The sequence below is a fragment of the Planctomonas psychrotolerans genome (genome assembly GCF_008642235.1).
GTDB classification, from domain to species: Bacteria; Actinomycetota; Actinomycetes; order Actinomycetales; family Microbacteriaceae; genus Planctomonas; species Planctomonas psychrotolerans.
This window is the reverse complement of sequence record NZ_SJEV01000001.1, coordinates 643,005-659,700: the sequence shown is the minus strand read 5'-3', so window position 1 is coordinate 659,700 and position 16,696 is coordinate 643,005. Positions and strand designations below refer to the sequence as shown.

At 68.3% G+C, this 16,696-nt stretch carries 14 protein-coding genes and 1 tRNA gene; 10 read left to right on the top strand and 5 right to left on the bottom strand.

Features of this window, described 5'->3' with window-relative positions:
* The first annotated feature begins 172 nt into the window (after positions 1-172).
* The gene (gene secA / locus EY822_RS02885) at positions 173-3,031 is read left to right on the top strand and encodes a preprotein translocase subunit SecA (protein WP_150306897.1); all 2,859 of its coding nucleotides are present in this window, start codon (positions 173-175) and stop codon (positions 3,029-3,031) included.
* A 233-nt stretch (positions 3,032-3,264) separates the two neighbouring features.
* On the opposite strand, the gene EY822_RS02880 is transcribed toward secA, so the two are convergent.
* The gene (locus EY822_RS02880; protein WP_227496970.1) at positions 3,265-3,726 is read right to left on the bottom strand and encodes an Rv3235 family protein; all 462 of its coding nucleotides are present in this window, start codon (positions 3,724-3,726) and stop codon (positions 3,265-3,267) included.
* Positions 3,727-3,874: 148 nt separating this feature from the next.
* Between EY822_RS02880 and EY822_RS02875 the strand changes: the two genes are divergently transcribed.
* On the top strand, positions 3,875-4,477 hold the full coding sequence (locus EY822_RS02875; RefSeq protein WP_150306896.1) for a hypothetical protein: 603 nt from the start codon (positions 3,875-3,877) through the stop codon (positions 4,475-4,477).
* Positions 4,478-4,563: 86 nt separating this feature from the next.
* Here EY822_RS02875 and EY822_RS02870 read toward each other — a convergent pair whose 3' ends face one another.
* Complete coding sequence (locus EY822_RS02870) at positions 4,564-6,027, bottom strand: HNH endonuclease signature motif containing protein (protein ID WP_150306895.1); 1,464 nt, start codon at positions 6,025-6,027, stop codon at positions 4,564-4,566.
* A gap of 597 nt (positions 6,028-6,624) precedes the next feature.
* On the bottom strand, positions 6,625-6,903 hold the full coding sequence (locus EY822_RS02865) for a helix-turn-helix domain-containing protein (protein ID WP_150306894.1): 279 nt from the start codon (positions 6,901-6,903) through the stop codon (positions 6,625-6,627).
* Between the two features lie 87 nt (positions 6,904-6,990).
* Between EY822_RS02865 and EY822_RS02860 the strand changes: the two genes are divergently transcribed.
* The 3 genes from EY822_RS02860 to EY822_RS02850 all read left to right on the top strand — a co-directional run bounded on the left by EY822_RS02860 (position 6,991) and on the right by EY822_RS02850 (position 11,116).
* On the top strand, positions 6,991-7,635 hold the full coding sequence (locus EY822_RS02860; RefSeq protein WP_150306893.1) for a hypothetical protein: 645 nt from the start codon (positions 6,991-6,993) through the stop codon (positions 7,633-7,635).
* Between the two features lie 12 nt (positions 7,636-7,647).
* The gene (locus tag EY822_RS02855) at positions 7,648-9,441 is read left to right on the top strand and encodes an AAA family ATPase (protein ID WP_150306892.1); all 1,794 of its coding nucleotides are present in this window, start codon (positions 7,648-7,650) and stop codon (positions 9,439-9,441) included.
* A gap of 181 nt (positions 9,442-9,622) precedes the next feature.
* Positions 9,623-11,116: a sensor histidine kinase gene (locus EY822_RS02850; RefSeq protein ID WP_150306891.1), complete on the top strand. Its 1,494-nt coding sequence runs from the start codon at positions 9,623-9,625 to the stop codon at positions 11,114-11,116.
* A 168-nt stretch (positions 11,117-11,284) separates the two neighbouring features.
* On the opposite strand, the gene EY822_RS02845 is transcribed toward EY822_RS02850, so the two are convergent.
* A complete protein-coding gene (locus EY822_RS02845; RefSeq protein ID WP_150306890.1) occupies positions 11,285-11,533 on the bottom strand; it encodes a WhiB family transcriptional regulator in 249 nt (82 codons plus the stop codon).
* Between the two features lie 187 nt (positions 11,534-11,720).
* Between EY822_RS02845 and EY822_RS02840 the strand changes: the two genes are divergently transcribed.
* Positions 11,721-12,158, top strand: coding sequence for a hypothetical protein (locus EY822_RS02840; protein ID WP_227496969.1), 438 nt, complete (start codon positions 11,721-11,723; stop codon positions 12,156-12,158).
* Between the two features lie 7 nt (positions 12,159-12,165).
* Here EY822_RS02840 and bcp read toward each other — a convergent pair whose 3' ends face one another.
* Complete coding sequence (gene bcp / locus EY822_RS02835) at positions 12,166-12,645, bottom strand: thioredoxin-dependent thiol peroxidase (protein WP_150306889.1); 480 nt, start codon at positions 12,643-12,645, stop codon at positions 12,166-12,168.
* 163 nt (positions 12,646-12,808) lie between these two features.
* Here bcp and EY822_RS02830 point away from each other — a divergent pair.
* The 4 genes from EY822_RS02830 (at position 12,809) to EY822_RS02815 (ending at position 16,693) form a co-directional block, all read left to right on the top strand.
* Positions 12,809-12,881: transfer RNA gene (locus EY822_RS02830), tRNA-Lys, on the top strand.
* A gap of 332 nt (positions 12,882-13,213) precedes the next feature.
* Entirely contained in the window at positions 13,214-14,179 is a 966-nt protein-coding gene (gene iolC, locus EY822_RS02825; RefSeq protein WP_150306888.1) for a 5-dehydro-2-deoxygluconokinase, read from the top strand.
* Positions 14,169-15,191, top strand: coding sequence for a Cgl0159 family (beta/alpha)8-fold protein (locus EY822_RS02820; RefSeq protein ID WP_227496968.1), 1,023 nt, complete (start codon positions 14,169-14,171; stop codon positions 15,189-15,191). The genes iolC and EY822_RS02820 overlap by 11 nt, the downstream gene beginning before the upstream one ends.
* A complete protein-coding gene (locus EY822_RS02815) occupies positions 15,188-16,693 on the top strand; it encodes a CoA-acylating methylmalonate-semialdehyde dehydrogenase (RefSeq protein ID WP_150306887.1) in 1,506 nt (501 codons plus the stop codon). Before EY822_RS02820 ends, EY822_RS02815 begins: the two co-directional genes overlap by 4 nt.
* Positions 16,694-16,696: the final 3 nt, after the last annotated feature.

Sequence of the window (16,696 nt, the reverse complement as noted above, 5' to 3'; positions counted from 1 at the left end):
CCCTTTCGTCGCGCATGCCCCCACTCGGGGGAGGGCCGCGCAAAGGTAACGGCAAGGTCACACCCGCTAGCATGGTTACGCTTGTCGGCCGAGTGGTCGGCTTCGCACCGTGCCCCAACGGCACCGGAAATGCGGGTGCCGCGGGCGCCCCAACTGGCATTGGAGATCATCGGTGGCCTCAGTACTCGAACGAGTTCTTCGAGTGGGCGAGGGACGTGTCCTTCGCCGCCTCGAGAACTACGCCAAAGCAGTCAATCAGCTCGAAGAAGACTTCACGCACCTCACCGACGAGGAACTGAAGAACGAGACGGTCGAGCTGCGCGAGCGCTTCGCCAACGGGGAGGCGCTCGACGATCTCCTCCCCGAGGCCTTCGCTGCCGTGCGGGAGGCGTCGCGTCGCACCCTGGGGCTCCGTCACTTCGACGTGCAGATCATGGGCGGCGCCGCCCTGCACCTCGGTAACATCGCGGAGATGAAGACGGGTGAGGGCAAGACGCTCGTCGCCACGCTCCCCGCCTACCTGAATGCCATCGCCTCCCGTGGCGTGCACGTGATCACGGTGAACGACTACCTCGCGAGCTACCAGTCGGAACTCATGGGCCGCGTGTTCCGTGCGCTCGGCATGACCACCGGCGTGATCCTTGCCGGCCAGACACCGCAGCAGCGCCGCGAGCAGTACGCCGCCGACATCACCTACGGCACCAACAACGAGTTCGGGTTCGACTACCTGCGCGACAACATGGCCTGGCAGTCGAGCGACATGGTGCAGCGCGGCCACTACTTCGCCGTCGTCGACGAGGTCGACTCCATCCTCATCGACGAGGCACGCACGCCGCTCATCATCTCCGGCCCGTCGGCCGGTGATGCCAATCGGTGGTTCACCGAGTTCGCGACCATCGCGAAGCGACTCGTGCTCGGCGTGGACTACGAGGTCGACGAGAAGAAGCGCACCGTCGGCGTGCTGGAGGCCGGGATCGAAAAGGTCGAGGACCACCTGGGTATCGACAACCTGTACGAGTCCGCGAACACCCCCTTGATCTCGTTCCTCAACAACTCGATCAAGGCCAACGCCCTGTTCAAGAAGGACAAGGACTACGTGGTCATGAACGGTGAGGTGCTCATCGTCGACGAGCACACCGGCCGCATCCTCATGGGTCGCCGTTACAACGAGGGCATCCACCAGGCGATCGAGGCCAAGGAGGGCGTGACGGTCAAGGCCGAGAACCAGACGCTCGCCACCGTGACCCTGCAGAACTACTTCCGCCTGTACGAGAAGCTCTCCGGTATGACCGGTACGGCCGAGACCGAGGCCGCCGAGTTCATGAGCACGTACAAGCTCGGCGTGGTGGCCATTCCCACCAACAAGCCGATGCAGCGCAAGGACCAGTCCGACCTCATCTACAAGAACGAAAAGGCTAAGTTCGAGCAGGTGGTCGAGGACATCGTCGAGCGTCACGCCTCCGGCCAGCCGGTGCTCGTCGGAACCACCAGCGTCGAGAAGAGCGAGTACCTGTCCAAGCTGCTCGCCAAGAAGGGCGTGCGGCACGAGGTGCTGAACGCGAAGAACCACGCACGTGAGGCCGCGATCGTGGCGCAGGCCGGTCGAGTCGGCTCGGTCACCGTGGCCACCAACATGGCCGGTCGAGGCACCGACGTGATGCTCGGCGGCAACGCCGAGTTCCTCGCCGTGGCTGAGATGAACTCGCGCGGACTCAGCCCGGTGGACACCCCGGAGGAGTACGAGGCCGAGTGGGACGCCGTGTTCGAGCGGGTGAAGGCCGCCGTCGACGAGGAGGCGAAGAAGGTCGTCGAGGCGGGCGGCCTGTACGTTCTCGGCACCGAGCGGCACGAGTCCCGGCGCATCGACAACCAGCTCCGCGGTCGAAGCGGCCGTCAGGGCGACCCCGGGGAGAGCCGGTTCTACCTGTCGCTCACCGACGACCTGATGCGCCTGTTCAACAACGGCGCCGCCGCAAGCCTGATGGGGCGCGAGGGTGTGCCCGACGACGTGGCCATCGAGTCCAAGGTCGTGAGCCGCGCCATCCGCAGTGCGCAGGGGCAGGTCGAGGCGCGCAACGCCGAGATCCGCAAGAACGTGCTCAAGTACGACGACGTGCTGAACCGTCAGCGCGAGGCCATCTATGGCGACCGTCGTCACATCCTCGAGGGCGACGACCTGCACGAACGCACGCAGAAGTTCCTCACTGACGTCATCAACGACGTGCTCGACTCGCACGTGGGCGAGGGCAACGGCGACGACTGGGACCTCGATGCGCTGTGGACCGAGCTGAAGACGCTCTACCCGATCTCGATCACGATCGACGAGGTCATCGCTGAGGCGGGCAGCACGAGCCGCATCAACCGCGATTTCATCGGTCGCGAGGTGCTCTCCGACGCCAAGCTGGCCTACGCCAAGCGCGAGGAGCAGTTGGGTGCGCCCGCGATGCGCGAGCTCGAGCGTCGTGTGGTGCTGTCGGTGATCGACCGTCGCTGGCGCGAGCACCTCTACGAGATGGACTACCTGAAGGACGGCATCGGCCTTCGGGCCATGGCGCAGCGCGACCCGCTGGTGGAGTATCAGCGCGAGGGCTTCGCGATGTTCCAGCAGATGATGGGGGCGATCCGCGAGGAGACCGTCGGGTTCCTGTTCAACCTCGACGTCGAGGTGTCGCAGCCCGCGGAGCCCGGTGCGGTCGCACCGCGGATCGCGGCGAAGGGTCTGGGTGCCACCACGGCCGGAACCGACAAGCTGCGGTACACCGCACCGAGCGACGACGGCGGCGTGGAGGTGCGCAACCAGCGTGGCCAGGTCGAACGTGCCGCAACGGCGCGAGCCCAGCAGCAGCAGGATGCCGACAGTGGTCGGCTCACGCCGGCGACCGCGGGTGCCGAGGGTGCGTCCGGTGGAGCCGCCGCAGGCGGGGGAGCGATGGGTGGTGCCCGGGGATCGTTCGGGCAGAACAGCGATGCCGCCGATAATGCGGCACCGGTCAATCGTGCCCAGCGCCGGGCTCAGGGCAAGCGAAGCTAGCGCCATCGATTAGCGCCATCTGGTAGTAGTCGCGGCGGTCCCTCCTCGGAGGACCGCCGCGATTGCTGTCGGTACCGCGATTGCTGTCGGTACCGCGATTGCTGTCGGTACCGCGATTGCTGTCGGTACCGCGATTGCCGCTGGTGCCGCCGGTGCCGTGCCGCCGGTGCCGGGGTGTCGGTCCTTCCCGTCAGCGTGCACCCCGCAGTGCACCGGTGCACTCCATCCCGGTACTACAGCACGTGGATAGCGGTCGCTCGCCAGCGTCGATCGAGCCCCTCGAGACGGATGGCAACGGCTCGCGACCGCGCTCTGCTGTGCACCAGCACCACTGCTTCCACCACACCGTCGCGCGGTCGGCACATGCGCGTGCGACCGAGGGTGAAGGCGGGCCGAGTCGCGCGCAGGCCCTTCACCTGTCGCGCCCGGGCCGAAAGGACGACGCGCTTGAGGAGGTGGCGATACACGTCGTCGCTCACCCAGCGCGATATCTGGTCCAGTTCGCGTGCCCCGGCGAGCACCTCGATCACGCAGCGGGTGAGATTCTCGAGAAGCGGTTCCGGTCCCGGCAACTCCGCTGTCGATGCGGGTTGGTGTCCGAAGTAGTCGTCCGCGGAGAATCCACCGGACACCGCGGGAGTTCGTACTCCGGGTTGCGGCTCGGATCCCTCGTCGCGGGGCAGAGGTTGCGTCATCGGAATCCGACCCCCTCGGTCGTCTCATGCCCCCGAACGAGGGCGTCAGGGCACTCACATTGGCACTCGGTCGCGTGCCTGTACAGCCCCAATATTTCCTCTGTGGATAACGGCGACGGGACGCCCGCCCTGCCGTTACCGTTCGTGCATGCGCTGGGATGACCTCTTCGATGACCTCGAGGGCCAGCTCGAACAGGGTCGCTCTATGGAAGAGGGAGACCTCCTCGCCGAGGAGGAACGCCTGCGCCTCGGTCGTTTGACGTTGCGGGACCGGATGGCGGCTATTGCGAGTTTCCCTCCCGGTGTGGAGGACGGTGTCGTGCGGGTTGTGCTGCACACCGGGTCGATCGTCTCGGTGCGCCCCCGTACCTTCGGTCGGGATTGGCTGGCCGGTGACGTCGTCGATGATTCCCGCAGTCCGGCCCAGTGCATTCTGCCGGTGACCGGGCTCGCGTCCCTCCTTCTCACTCGGCGGCAGGTGAGGCAGAGCCTGACACCACCGGCGAGCATCGCCTCCGGTCGGGGCATCACCGACCGTCTGAGTCTGGCTTTCGTGCTGCGAGACCTGTGTCGGCGACGTGCCTCGCTGGAGCTGAGCCTGCCGGGTGCGACGTTGCACGGCACTCTCGATCTCGTGGGTCGGGATCATTGCGACCTCGCCCTCCACGAGTGCGGAACGCCACGTCGGGAGAGTGAGGTCTCGTCGTATCGGATCGTGCCCATCACTCAGATCGTCTTCGTGCGCCTCTGATCTGCCGGTACTCACCCCCGCGGGAACGGAAACCGGCACAGCACTGCCACGTCGCTCTTCGTCTGCTTTCGGCTGAGCGGGCGCATTCATGTGCGTTGTCGTTGCGTTCGGATGGTGTGGATGTCGGGGTTTCGGCTGGGCATCGGGATGAGTGCCTGTGTCGGGTCTACTGTCCGGGGTGGTCTGAGCCAGTAGTCGCCGTCCTGCCGGAGGACCTTCCAGTGGTTGTCGTGCACCAGGAGGTGGTGTCTTCGGCAGAGGAGCACGCCGTCGGCGATGTCGGTTCTGCCGTGTTCTTTCTTCCACGGGTTGATGTGGTGGGCTTCGCCCCAGGATGGTGGCCGGTCGCAGGACGGGAACCGGCACCCGCCGTCGCGAACGGCCATTCCGACGCGTTGTCTTGGGGTGAAGAACCGGCGGGCCCGTCCGACGTTCACGCACTGCCCGTGATCGTCAAACCCGACCGCTACCGCTCCGGTGTCGCAGAGGTGCCGTTCCACCGTGCGGAACGACACCGGGTCGGGGTGTCCTTCGATCCGCCCGTGACCTGCACGGTTGTGAAGGTGCGCGTCGGTGATGATGATGCGGACGGCGGGGCGGTGGGTGCCGAAGATGGTGCCGGGGTCCGCGTCGATGGCGAGGTGGATCATGTCGACCAACGCATCGGCGGCGATCTGCTCGGTGGTGCGTTCATCGTTCAGGAGCGCGTCGGCGGCGGCCTTTTCTTCCGGGTCGACCATTCGCGGGCCACCTCGGCGGGGGGAGAGGATTTGGTCGATGGCGCCGGCGACGATGGTGCCTTCTTCGGGTGCGAGGCGGAACTTTCCGCAGTACATGCCGGCACTGTCCCACCAGGTGCGGAGGGTCCGGTCGTCCCGGCGCTGTTTCTCGCGCCGGTCGATGCCGTCACTGTCGAGCTCGTCGCGGAGGTGGCGTGCTCTCCGGAACAACTGGTCCGGACTCAACCCCGCCGCGGCCTCGAGGAGTTGCTCGCACGCGGCGGTGAGCGCCGCAGCCGAGACACCGGGGCCGACGTCGCCGAGCGCCCGCTGGATCGCGTGGAAGCAATCCGACGACAGCGTCCCGTCCGCGAGTGCGGCGACGAGTGGCGCCTGCCACGGCGGCGCCAACGCAGAAGGGGTCCGAGGTTCGGTCGCGGCGTCATCCACGTCTTCACCGCCAGCATCGGTCTGCACCAATCCTCCGGTGATGGTCGCTGCGGCTTCTGTTTCGGCGATGATAGTGCCCAACTGCACGAGCTTGACGGCTTCGGGACGGGACACCTTGCCGATCGACTGGATCATCGCCTCCGGCGACACGAACCCGGCGCTCTGCGCCATCCCGCCATGCCCCGCCTCCGGCCGGGACCGGTGCGCGATCTCTCCCGCGATCAGGGCCGAGTACCGGTCCACGCACTGGCGGAGGACCGTCACCCGGTCCTGCGCACCCCGCAACTCCCCGTCCTGCAGCACCGCGACGTCGGCCGCACAGTCACCGAGAACGGCGACCGCGTCCGCTGCGGTGCGGAGTCGGGTGGAGAGGAGTTCCATACCACCTATTGTCTCACTATCGAACACGTGTCTTAAAAGGTGGGCGAGAATGGGGATAGATTCTTGTCCACAGGTGGGTCGCGTACGGGGTGCGTCCCTTCGACAGGCTCAGGGACCGTGACGCGGTTGCGTCCCTTGGACAGGCTGGGTCCCTTCGACAGGCTCAGGGACCGCATGGTGCGTCTTTTCGAAAGGCTCAGGGACCGTGTCGGGGTGCGTCCCTTCGACAGGCTCAAGGCCCGCAAAGTGGGCGTCCCTTCGACAGGTTCAGGGACCGTGCGGGGTCGTGACCCTTCGACAGGCTCCGGGACCGTGACGGGTGCGTCCCTTCGACATGCTCAGGGACCGTGCGGGGTCGTGACCCTTCGACAGGCTCAGAGCCCGTAAAGTGCGCGTCCTTCCGTCAGGCTCAGGGACCGTATGCTGCGTCCCTTCGACGGGCTTAGGGACCGGACGGTGTGTCCCTTCGACAAGCTCAGGGACCGTAAATTGGGCGTCCCTTCGACGGGCTCGGGGACCATGGTCGTGCGCCGCAGCACCGGCACCGGCGCGCACGGGGTGTCCTCACAGGTCGCACCGGAGGGACAGTGGCGTCCGTCATTCGAGGATGCGACCGTCGGCGATCTCCGGGAGGGTATCGAACTCGGACTGCTTCCAGAGGTTGATCCGGCGACTCTCCTCGTACTTCGCCTCGATGTACGACTCCAGCACCGTGCGCTCGATCCGCCACGAACCATTACCACCCACCCTGATGGCGGGTAGCTCACCGGATCGCACGAGCGCGTACGCCTGTCGGACGGACACGTTGAGCACCTCCGCAGTGTCGGCGATCGTGAGGAATCGACCGACCGAACCGGGAGGGGGCGCGTCGCTCATGGGATCGATTATGGAGCGCACGCACGGGCGAGAACCGGACTGTGGATAACTTCTGCGCAGGCGAGCCGGACCTCCCACGATGGTCCCATGTCACGGTTCGCGAAGGTCCCCGATCCGGCGCGACGGCGTCGATTCTGGTTCGACCCTCGCTTCGCCGTGGGCCTCGCGCTGGTGCTGGCCTCCGTGCTCGGGGTGACGCTCCTCGTCGCTACCGCGGACCGCACGGAGGCCGTGTACGCGGCGAACTCACCCCTTGCGGTGGGGGATCGCGTGTATCCGGCTGATCTCGCGATTTCTCACGTGCGGTTGGGGGCCTCCGAGAAGTCGTACGTGCGCCGGGGCGCGGTGCCCAAGGCCGGCTTCATCGTCACGAGAACCGTCTCCGAGGGTGAACTCCTCCCCGCCGCGGCCGTGGGCAGCATCGACGGCGTGACCGTCTCCTCGGTCGTCGTCGATACCCGAGGACGCCTCCCACGCGCGGTGGCTGCCGGAGAGGTGGTGGATGTCTGGTCGGCACGGGAGGTGGAGAACGGCCTGTACGGACCGCCCGGCGTGCTCGTGCCCTCGGCGACGGTCGTCCGCGTGCTCGAACCGGAGGGCCTGCTCGCGCAGGACGTGGCGGCGTCGGTGGAACTCCTGGTGCCGAAGGATCGGGTGGCGCGGGTACTCGAGTCCCTCGCCAATTCCGACGCCATCTCCCTCGTGCCGGTGAATCGTCCGCTGGGCGGGTGAGTCGTGTCCCGCGTGCTTCTCGCACTCGATGTGCCGACCGAGGACCGGCTCCTCGGCGACGTGCTCGCGGCCGGCCACACCATTGTTGCTCGCGTAACCGGATCCGCCGAGATTCTCGCCGCCCTGGAGCCGAAGCGGGTGGAACTCGCGATCGTGTCGGCGGCGAACCGGTGCCTCACCCGCGCGGTGCTCGACGAGTGCGATCGCTGCGGTGCTCGCATGGTGGCCCTGGCCGCGGATGACGTCGATCGGCGGAACGCCGTAGCGGTTGGTCTGCACGAGGTGCTGGATGCGGCGGTGCACTGGACCGACATCGAGCGGGTGGTGAGCGCCTACGGGGACGGGTCGCTGACGGGCGGGGTCGGTCCCGGCGCAGCCGAAACGGCGGGCGGGAACGGCGGTCGCAGTAACGGCCACGATCTCGGCACCGTTGACGGTGGCGCCGCTCACCGGCAGCGGGGGAGCGGCGCCCACGCCGCCGAACCGCTCACGAGCGACTCCCCATCTACAGGCGATCACGCGTCCGGAATGATGGAGCCCGCTCCCCGTGCGCCCGGGGTCGCGATCTCTTCGCCCGGTGCCCCTTCCGATGCGAGCTCCGCCGCCTCGCTGGTCGACCCCCACCCCTCCGACGCGCTACCGCCCCCACGATCACCGCGCATGCGCTCGGACAGGATGGGGCTCATCGGGCGGTGGTTCTGCGCGCTCCATCGCTCCGAGCTCGACGTCGGCGACACCGCCCGAGACGTCGGCGACATGACGAGGGATGCGGATGCGACCGTCGGGCGCGACGGCGTCACCCGTTCCGGAGCCGCGACCGGTCGGCGAGAAGATCATTCGACGACCGAGGCGGAGTCGGACGGCATGCTGGAACCGGCCACCACGTCGAAGACGAGCGCCCAGAAAGAGTCGGTGGCGGGACACACTCGGGGAACGGTGATCGCCGTCTGGGGGCCGACCGGCGCACCCGGACGCACGACGATCGCCATTACCATCGCCGCCGAGATCGCGGCCACCGGCGCCACCGTCGTGCTCGCCGACGCCGACACGTACGGCGGCGCGGTCGCCCCCGCGCTCGGGCTGCGCGACGAGGCCCCCGGGTTCGCGGCGGCCTGCCGCCTCGCGGGTGCGGGGAGACTGACCCGCGCGGAACTGATGCGCATCGGCCAGCGCTACTCCTCCACCACGTGCGCCTTCTGGGTGCTCACCGGCATCGGGCGGCCCGGCCGCTGGCCCGAACTGTCCGCCGACCGCGTGACGAAATCCATCGAGGCATGCCGCGAGTGGGCGGAATATGTGGTCATCGACACGGGGTTCAGTCTGGAGAGCGATGAGGAGATCTCGAGCGACCTCTTCGCACCGCGGCGCAATGCCGCCACGAACGCCGCACTGCGCGCGGCCGATCGCATCGTGGCCGTCGGCGCGGCCGATCCCATCGGTCTCGCCCGCTTCCTGCGCGCTCACGTCGACCTGCTCGAACTGCTCGACGGTCAGAGGGTGTCCGTGCTCATCAATCGAGTACGCGCCGGCGTGATCGGACTGAACCCCGGCGGTCAGGTGACGCAGACGCTCTCGAGGTTCGGCGGCATCCACGATCCGGTGCTCGTGCCCGACGACCCGGCTGCCACGGACGCCGCGCTGCTGTCGGGGTCGATCCTCCGCGACGTGGCGCCGCGCTCGCCCGCCCTGGGCAGCGTCTCCGCATTTGTCCGGGCGGACGTGCTGCCACCGGCCACGCTGCGCACCCGTCGCCGCGCACGCCATCAACGGATGCCGTTCGCCCGCCGTCGAACCGCACCGGGGTGACGGCAGCGCTGCCCAACGCGGCGAACCGCGACTCGAGCGCGGTGGACCGCGACTCCGGTGCGGCGAACCGCGACTCGACTGCGGGGCACGTCATCGACCCGTTGCCTCGCCGACCGCAGAACGAGCACACCCGCGCCCCGACCGACCGACCGCACAGCGCCCGCCGTTTAGGCTAGGGGTCGTGTCGACGCTCAGTGACCTCATCTCCGCCCAGGGTCGTTCGTCCGAGGCGGATGTGCAGTGGTTGCACCTCCTCGTCGGTGACTGGCAACTCTTGGCCGACCTCGCCTTCGCCGATATCGTGCTGTGGGTGCCGACCCCCGGCGGTAGTTTCGTCGCCGTCGCCCATGCGCGCCCGTCGAGCTCCGCAACGCTCTTCTACCGCGACTTCGTGGGCCAGGAGATCAAGGCCGAATGGAAGAACCAGGTCACCGACGCGTTCGAGGTCGGCGAGATCATCGATTCCTCCGCTCCCGCCTGGTACGAGGAAACGCCCACCAGGGTGCGCGCCGTCCCGGTGCTCCGCCGGTTGAACCCGGGCAGTGCCGCGGTCACGCCCACGCCGATCGCGGTCATCACCCGGCACACGAACCTCAGCGAGACGCGCTCGCCGAGCCGTCAGGAACTCACCTTCAACGAGTGCGCCAACGACCTGTTCCAGATGATCGCCGAGGGCGACTTCCCCGATCTCGGCGCCGGCACCGGCCCGCGCCGCGGCGCGCCGCGCGCATCCGACGGGCTCCTGCGCCTCGACGTCGACGGCATCACCACGTTCGCCAGCCCGAACGCGCTGAGCGCCTTCAACCGTATGGGGTTCACCGAGGAACTCGAGGGGGAGTCCCTCGCCGAGGTCACCTCGGGCCTCCTCAACAACAAGCTGACCATCGACGAGTCGCTGCCCCTCGTGGTCACCGGCCGGGCGCCATGGCGCACGGATGTGGAGGCGCGCGGCGTCACCATCTCGCTGCGGGCGATCCCCATCCGCAGTCGCGGCGAGCGGGTGGGAGCCATCGTGCTCTGCCGCGACGTGACCGAGTTGCGGCATCAGGAACGCGAGCTCATCACGAAGGATGCCACGATCCGCGAGATTCACCACCGCGTGAAGAACAACCTGCAGACCGTGGCCTCGCTGCTGCGCATTCAGGCCCGGCGCTCGCACAGCGATGAAGCACGCGAGTCGCTCAAGCAAGCGCAGCGACGGGTGGCGGCCATCGCCGTGGTGCACGACACCCTGAGCGAGGGACTCAACCAGAACGTGGACTTCGACGCGGTGTTCGACCGCGTGCTGCTGCTCATCGCCGAGGTCGCGTCGACCCACAACACGAAGGTGCACCCCAAGTCGTCGGGCAGTTTCGGGGTGCTCCCGAGCGAGTACGCGACCCCGCTCGCGCTCGCTCTCACGGAGCTCGTCACCAACGCGGTCGAGCACGGACTCGCGGGACGCGAGGGCGAGGTCTCGATCGAGGCGCGGCGCTCGGACGAGGAGCTGACGGTGCGCGTTCGGGACAACGGAACGGGCATGCCGGAGGGCGTGGTCGGCACCGGACTCGGGACGCAGATCGTGCGCACCCTCATCCAGGGAGAGCTGGGTGGCACCATCGACTGGCACACGCTCATGGGCAGCGGCACCGAGGTCACCATCGCCGTGCCGTTCCGCTGGCTCAAGAAGCCGTAGTCCACCCGTCGACGGATGCGCTCTCCGGACGAATCCAGAAAGTCCGACCGGACCGGTTCGTGGCCGATCCCCACGCGCCTTCGAGACAGGACCACCGGTGTGCGTGCCGGTTAACGACGATCGGGGAACCGGCGTAGGCCGGCTCCCCGATGCGAAGAAGAGAACGTGTCAGCTGGCGCGACGGGCGCGAGCGGCGCGACGCTTGAGCGCGCGGCGCTCGTCCTCGCTCAGTCCGCCCCACACGCCGTAGTCCTGGCCGGTTTCGAGCGCGTACTGGAGGCACATCTCGGTGACCGAGCACCGTCCGCACACGGTCTTCGCCTTGTCGATCTGGTCGACGGCGGGACCGGTGTTCCCCACGGGGAAAAATAGCTCCGGGTCGACTGTCAGGCAGGCTGCTTTGTCGCGCCAATCCATAGAGGGACTCCTTTAGTTGCTGCATACATGGGCTGAATAGCCTGGGTGGTGGTCGGTCACACGTTGTCTGGAATGCCGGATAGGCTGATAAACCAGACGTGCCCACGACCCTGTAAGCATCAACTCGACCTCAAATATGGTCGCATAGACATAACGATTGATCAATAGTTTTGTATGGGATATTCCTGTGAGCGAAATCTGGCGTTCATCCGGCGGTAACGCGGAGGGCGATTCGGGGCGCTACTCTGGTCGGTCGGGTGCGCTCCGCGCGCTGGTTGCTCTGCTCCTCGTCGAGGCCGCGGCCATGGTCGCCATTGCGGGTTGGCTCGTCTTCGAGCTGCTCACCGAGACACCGCGATCCGTGGCGAGCGCGGTGGGCCTGATCATCCTCGCCGTCATCGCCGCGGTGTTCCTCGTCGCCGTCGCCCGCGGAGCGCTTCGTCGTCAGTCGTGGATCCGCGGCGCCGCTCTCACCTGGCAGATCATGCAGATCGCGGTGGCCGTCGGTTCGTTCCAGGGCGCGGAGTCACATCCAGACATCGGCTGGGCTCTGCTCCTCCCGTCCCTGCTCGGGATCGGGCTTCTGCTCTCGCCGAGCGTGCAGCGAGAACTGCGCAACGGCTGACGCGGAACTAGGCGTCGACACCCAGCTTCTTGCGCAGTGACGCGACGTGGCCGGTGGCCTTCACGTTGTACAGCGCCAGTGTCACGCTGCCGGAGCCGTCGACCACGAAAGTCGAGCGTAGAACGCCCGTGACCTTCTTGCCGTAGAGCGACTTCTCGCCGTAGGCGCCGTACGCCCGATGCACATCGAGGTTCAGGTCGGAGAGGAGCGGGAAGGTGAGCCCCTGCTCATCTCGGAACTTCGCCAGGTCGTCGATGCTGTCCTTCGAGATCCCGAGCACCGCATATCCCGCGGACTGCAGGGAGTTCAGGTTGTCGCGGAAGTCGCAGGCCTGCGTAGTGCAGCCCGGGGTGCCCGCGGCGGGATAGAAGTACAGCACCACGTTCGAGCCGGCGAAGTCCGACAGACTCACCGACGCGCCGGAAGAGTCGCTGAGGGTGAAGTCGGGTGCGGCGGTGCCGGGCTCGAGGCGGACGGAGTCGGTCATGGCGGTCCTTCCGGGCGGGAAACGGGGTCGATCCCCAGTGTCACATGGTCGCGCGACTTTCCCGCCCGTGCCCCGCTCCGCGGTGCGCCGCCTCGATTGGCGGCGAGCGCTTCACGGGTGCTAATGTTGTGCCTCGGTTCACGTGCAGTCGCGCGGGCCGCGCGCACCTCTAGCTCAATTGGCAGAGCAACTGACTCTTAATCAGTGGGTTCCCGGTTCAAGTCCGGGGGGGTGCACCCTTCTTCCCTCTTCTCGCAGCCGACGCGGCGACGTTCGGCGCCGCCGAGCATGCGTGTCCCGTGTCGGCGACGCGCCGGGCGTCCGTGACAGCACCGGATTCGTCGCGCACCGGCCGAAGCGGTGAGCCGATGCACCGGTCGATGCGGTAACCCGGCGACACGGCGAATCGTGGATCGGCCGATGCGGCGTGCCCAAGGGCGGTCGACGCCGCGCGCTGAGGGGCCCGTCGAAGCGCACCCAGTCGCACCGGAGACTTTGTTAGTACATGTGTGTACGATGATGCGCAGGTGCCGCCGACGTCGTCTCGCAGAAAGGTGCATTCCGCCGCATGACCGCTGCCTCCTACGCCCTCGATGTGCTGACGATGGGACGCGTCGGCGTCGACCTCTATCCCCTGCAGGACGGTGTGCGGCTGGAAGACGTCGAGACCTTCGGCAAGTATCTGGGCGGCAGTGCCACGAACGTGGCCGTCGCCGCAGCCCGCCACGGCAGGGCCTCCGCCGTGATCACGCGCACCGGGAATGATCCGTTCGGCCGATTCGTGCGCATGGAGCTGACCCGGCTCGGCGTGAGTGCGGACTTCGTCGGAACCGACCCCGAACTCCTCACCCCGATCACCTTCTGCGAGATCTTCCCGCCCGACGACTTCCCGTTGTACTTCTACCGCAAGCCGCAGGCACCCGACCTCGCGATCCCGCCGGAGTCGCTCGACCTCGACGCCATCGCGGCCGCCCGCATCTTCTGGGCGACGGTCACCGGACTCTCCGAGGAGCCGAGCCGTTCCGCCCATGCCCGAGCCTGGCAGGCACGGCAGCGTCGCGAGTTCACAGTGCTCGACCTCGACTACCGGCCCATGTTCTGGGAGTCCCCCGAGCTCGCCAGCCGGGAGGTCGAGACGGCACTCGAGAACGTGACGGTGGCCGTCGGCAACCGCGAGGAGTGCGAAGTGGCGGTGGGGGAGACGGACCCGCTCCGCGCAGCCGACGCCCTTCTGGAGCGAGGGGTGGAGCTCGCCATCGTCAAGCAGGGACCGAAGGGGGTGCTCGCCAGAACCCGCGACGAGACGGTCGAGGTGCCGCCGTTCCCCGTGAACGTCGTGAACGGCCTGGGCGCGGGGGACGGCTTCGGCGGGGCCCTCTGTCACGGGCTCCTCGAGGGCTGGGGGCTCGAGCGGATGCTGCGCTTCGCCAACGTGGCCGGTGCGATCGTCGCCTCCCGCCGCGAGTGCTCCACCGCCATGCCCACCACGGACGAGGTCGAGGCCGTGCTCTCGGCGACTGCCCATGGCCGCTGAGAGGCACGGCAGCATGCTGCCGGAAGCCGCCTTCGACCGCATCCGCTCGGTGCGCGCGGGCGAGCCCACGGCGGTCGCCGACGCGTTCGCCGGTCGCACCCGGCGTCCTCTGCTCCGCGGCGACGGGCGCCTGTTCATCGTCGCGGCCGACCATCCGGCCCGGGGAGCGCTCGGCGCGGGCGGCGATCCGATGGCGATGGCCGACCGGTACGACCTCCTCTCCCGGCTCGCCCTCGCCCTGTCGCGCCCCGGGGTGGACGGCGTGCTCGGCACTCCCGACGTCATCGACGACCTCGCCACCCTCGGCCTGCTCGACGACAAGGTGGTGGTCGGGTCGCTGAACCGTGGCGGCCTGCACGGCTCGGTCTTCGAGATGGATGACCGCTTCACCGCCTACGACATCGAGGGGATCGTGCGTGATCGCCTCGATGTCGCCAAGACGCTGCTCCGGATCAACCGCGCCGATTCCGCCACCGTCGGCACCCTCGAGGCCACGGCGCGCGCGGTGAGTGCCGCGGCAGCGGCCCGCGTGCCGATCATGCTCGAGCCCTTCCTCAGCGAGTGGCGCGACGGTGCCGTGGTCAACGAGCTGAGCACGGAGGCCGTGATCACCGCCGTCGCCATCGCCTCCGGCGTCGGCTCCAGCTCGGCGTACACCTGGCTCAAGGTCCCCGTCGTGGCGGAGATGGAGCGCGTGCTGGCCGCCACCACTCTGCCCACGCTGCTGCTCGGCGGCGACCCGCAGCGCGCCCCGGACGAAACCTACGGCAGGTGGCAGCGAGCCCTGGCCCTCCCCGGTGTACGCGGCCTGGTGGTGGGACGGACGCTCCTCTACCCGCCCGACGGGAACGTGGCGGCCGCCGTCGACATCGCCGCCGGGCTGGTGCACGATCCCGTCGCCGGATCGCCATCCGGCGCCGAGCCGTCACCCCGCACCGAGCCGCCATCCGATGCCGTGTCGCCATCCCGCATCGAATCGCCATCCCGTATCGAATCGAAGGACCTGTCATGAGCGCCCCCACCCTGCCGGTCGTGCCGCACTGGATCGACGGAGCGGAGGTTCCGTCCGCGAGCGGCCGCACCGCGCCGGTCTACGATCCGGCCCTGGGCATCGCCACCAAGGAGGTCGGTCTCGCCGACGCCGCCGAGCTCGAGCGGGCCATCGCCTCGGCGAACGCGGCGTTCCCCGCTTGGCGGGACCTCTCGCTCGCGAAGCGCCAGTCGGTGCTCTTCGCGTTCCGTGAGCTCCTCAACGCCCGCAAGGGCGAACTCGCCGAGATCATCACCGAGGAGCACGGCAAGGTTCTCTCCGACGCCCTCGGCGAGATCACCCGTGGCCAGGAGGTGGTCGAGTTCGCCACCGGACTCGCACACCACCTCAAGGGCGAGTACTCCGAGCAGGTCTCCACGGGCATCGACGTCTACTCGGCCCGACAGCCGCTCGGCGCGGTGGCGATCATCAGCCCGTTCAACTTCCCGGCGATGGTGCCTGCGTGGTTCTTCCCCATCGCGATCGCCGCAGGCAACACCGTCATCCTCAAGCCGAGTGAGAAGGATCCGTCCGCAGCGATCTGGCTCGCGAAGCTGTGGAGGGAAGCGGGGCTCCCCGACGGGGTGTTCACGGTGCTGCAGGGCGACAGGGAGGCGGTCGACGGTCTCCTCACCTCACCCGACGTGCGGGCGATCTCCTTCGTGGGGTCGACGCCGGTCGCGCGTCACGTGTACGAGACCGGCACGGCGCACGGCAAGCGCGTGCAGGCCCTCGGCGGGGCCAAAAATCACATGCTCGTCCTGCCCGACGCCGACCTCGACCTGGTGGCCGACAGCGCCGTCAATGCGGGATTCGGCTCGGCGGGGGAGCGGTGCATGGCCATCAGCGTGATCGTCGCGGTCGAGCCCGTGGCCGACGCCCTGGTCGCGAAGATCAGCGACCGGATGCGCGGCCTCCGCGTGGGCGACGGTCGCCGATCGTGCGACATGGGCCCCCTCGTCACCGAGCAGCACCGGGACCGCGTCGCCGGATACATCGACATCGCCGAGCGGGACGGCGCGACCATCGCGGTCGACGGGCGAGGCATCCAGGTCGACGGGGACCCTCGCGGCTTCTGGCTCGGACCGACCCTGCTCGACAACGTGCCCACCACCTCGCGCGCCTACACCGAGGAGATCTTCGGCCCGGTCCTGTCGATCGTGCGGGTACCGAGCTACGACGCCGGCGTCGCCGTGATCAATGCGGTGCCGTTCGGCAACGGCACCGCCATCTTCACGAACGACGGCGGTGCCGCCCGGCGCTTCCAGAACGAGATCCAGGTGGGCATGATCGGCGTCAACGTGCCGATCCCCGTGCCCACCGCCACCTTCTCCTTCGGCGGCTGGAAGGACTCGCTGTTCGGCGACTCGCGCGCGCACGGCGCGGAGGGGGTGCGCTTCTTCACCCAGGAGAAGGTGATCACGTCGAGGTGGCTCGACCCGAGCCACGGCGGAATCAACCTCGGTTTCCCCGAGAACGACTGAGGG

Bases quoted from the DNA above. Each gene is read 5' to 3' on its own strand.
- EY822_RS02815 (WP_150306887.1), top strand. From the start codon at position 15,188: ATGAGCGCCCCCACCCTGCCGGTCGTGCCGCACTGGATCGACGGAGCG.
- EY822_RS02845 (WP_150306890.1), bottom strand. From the start codon at position 11,533: ATGGATTGGCGCGACAAAGCAGCCTGCCTGACAGTCGACCCGGAGCTA.
- EY822_RS02820 (WP_227496968.1), top strand. From the start codon at position 14,169: ATGGCCGCTGAGAGGCACGGCAGCATGCTGCCGGAAGCCGCCTTCGAC.
- EY822_RS02860 (WP_150306893.1), top strand. From the start codon at position 6,991: ATGTCACGGTTCGCGAAGGTCCCCGATCCGGCGCGACGGCGTCGATTC.
- EY822_RS02865 (WP_150306894.1), bottom strand. From the start codon at position 6,903: ATGAGCGACGCGCCCCCTCCCGGTTCGGTCGGTCGATTCCTCACGATC.
- EY822_RS02880 (WP_227496970.1), bottom strand. From the start codon at position 3,726: ATGACGCAACCTCTGCCCCGCGACGAGGGATCCGAGCCGCAACCCGGA.
- bcp (WP_150306889.1), bottom strand. From the start codon at position 12,645: ATGACCGACTCCGTCCGCCTCGAGCCCGGCACCGCCGCACCCGACTTC.
- iolC (WP_150306888.1), top strand. From the start codon at position 13,214: ATGACCGCTGCCTCCTACGCCCTCGATGTGCTGACGATGGGACGCGTC.
- EY822_RS02875 (WP_150306896.1), top strand. From the start codon at position 3,875: ATGCGCTGGGATGACCTCTTCGATGACCTCGAGGGCCAGCTCGAACAG.
- EY822_RS02870 (WP_150306895.1), bottom strand. From the start codon at position 6,027: ATGGAACTCCTCTCCACCCGACTCCGCACCGCAGCGGACGCGGTCGCC.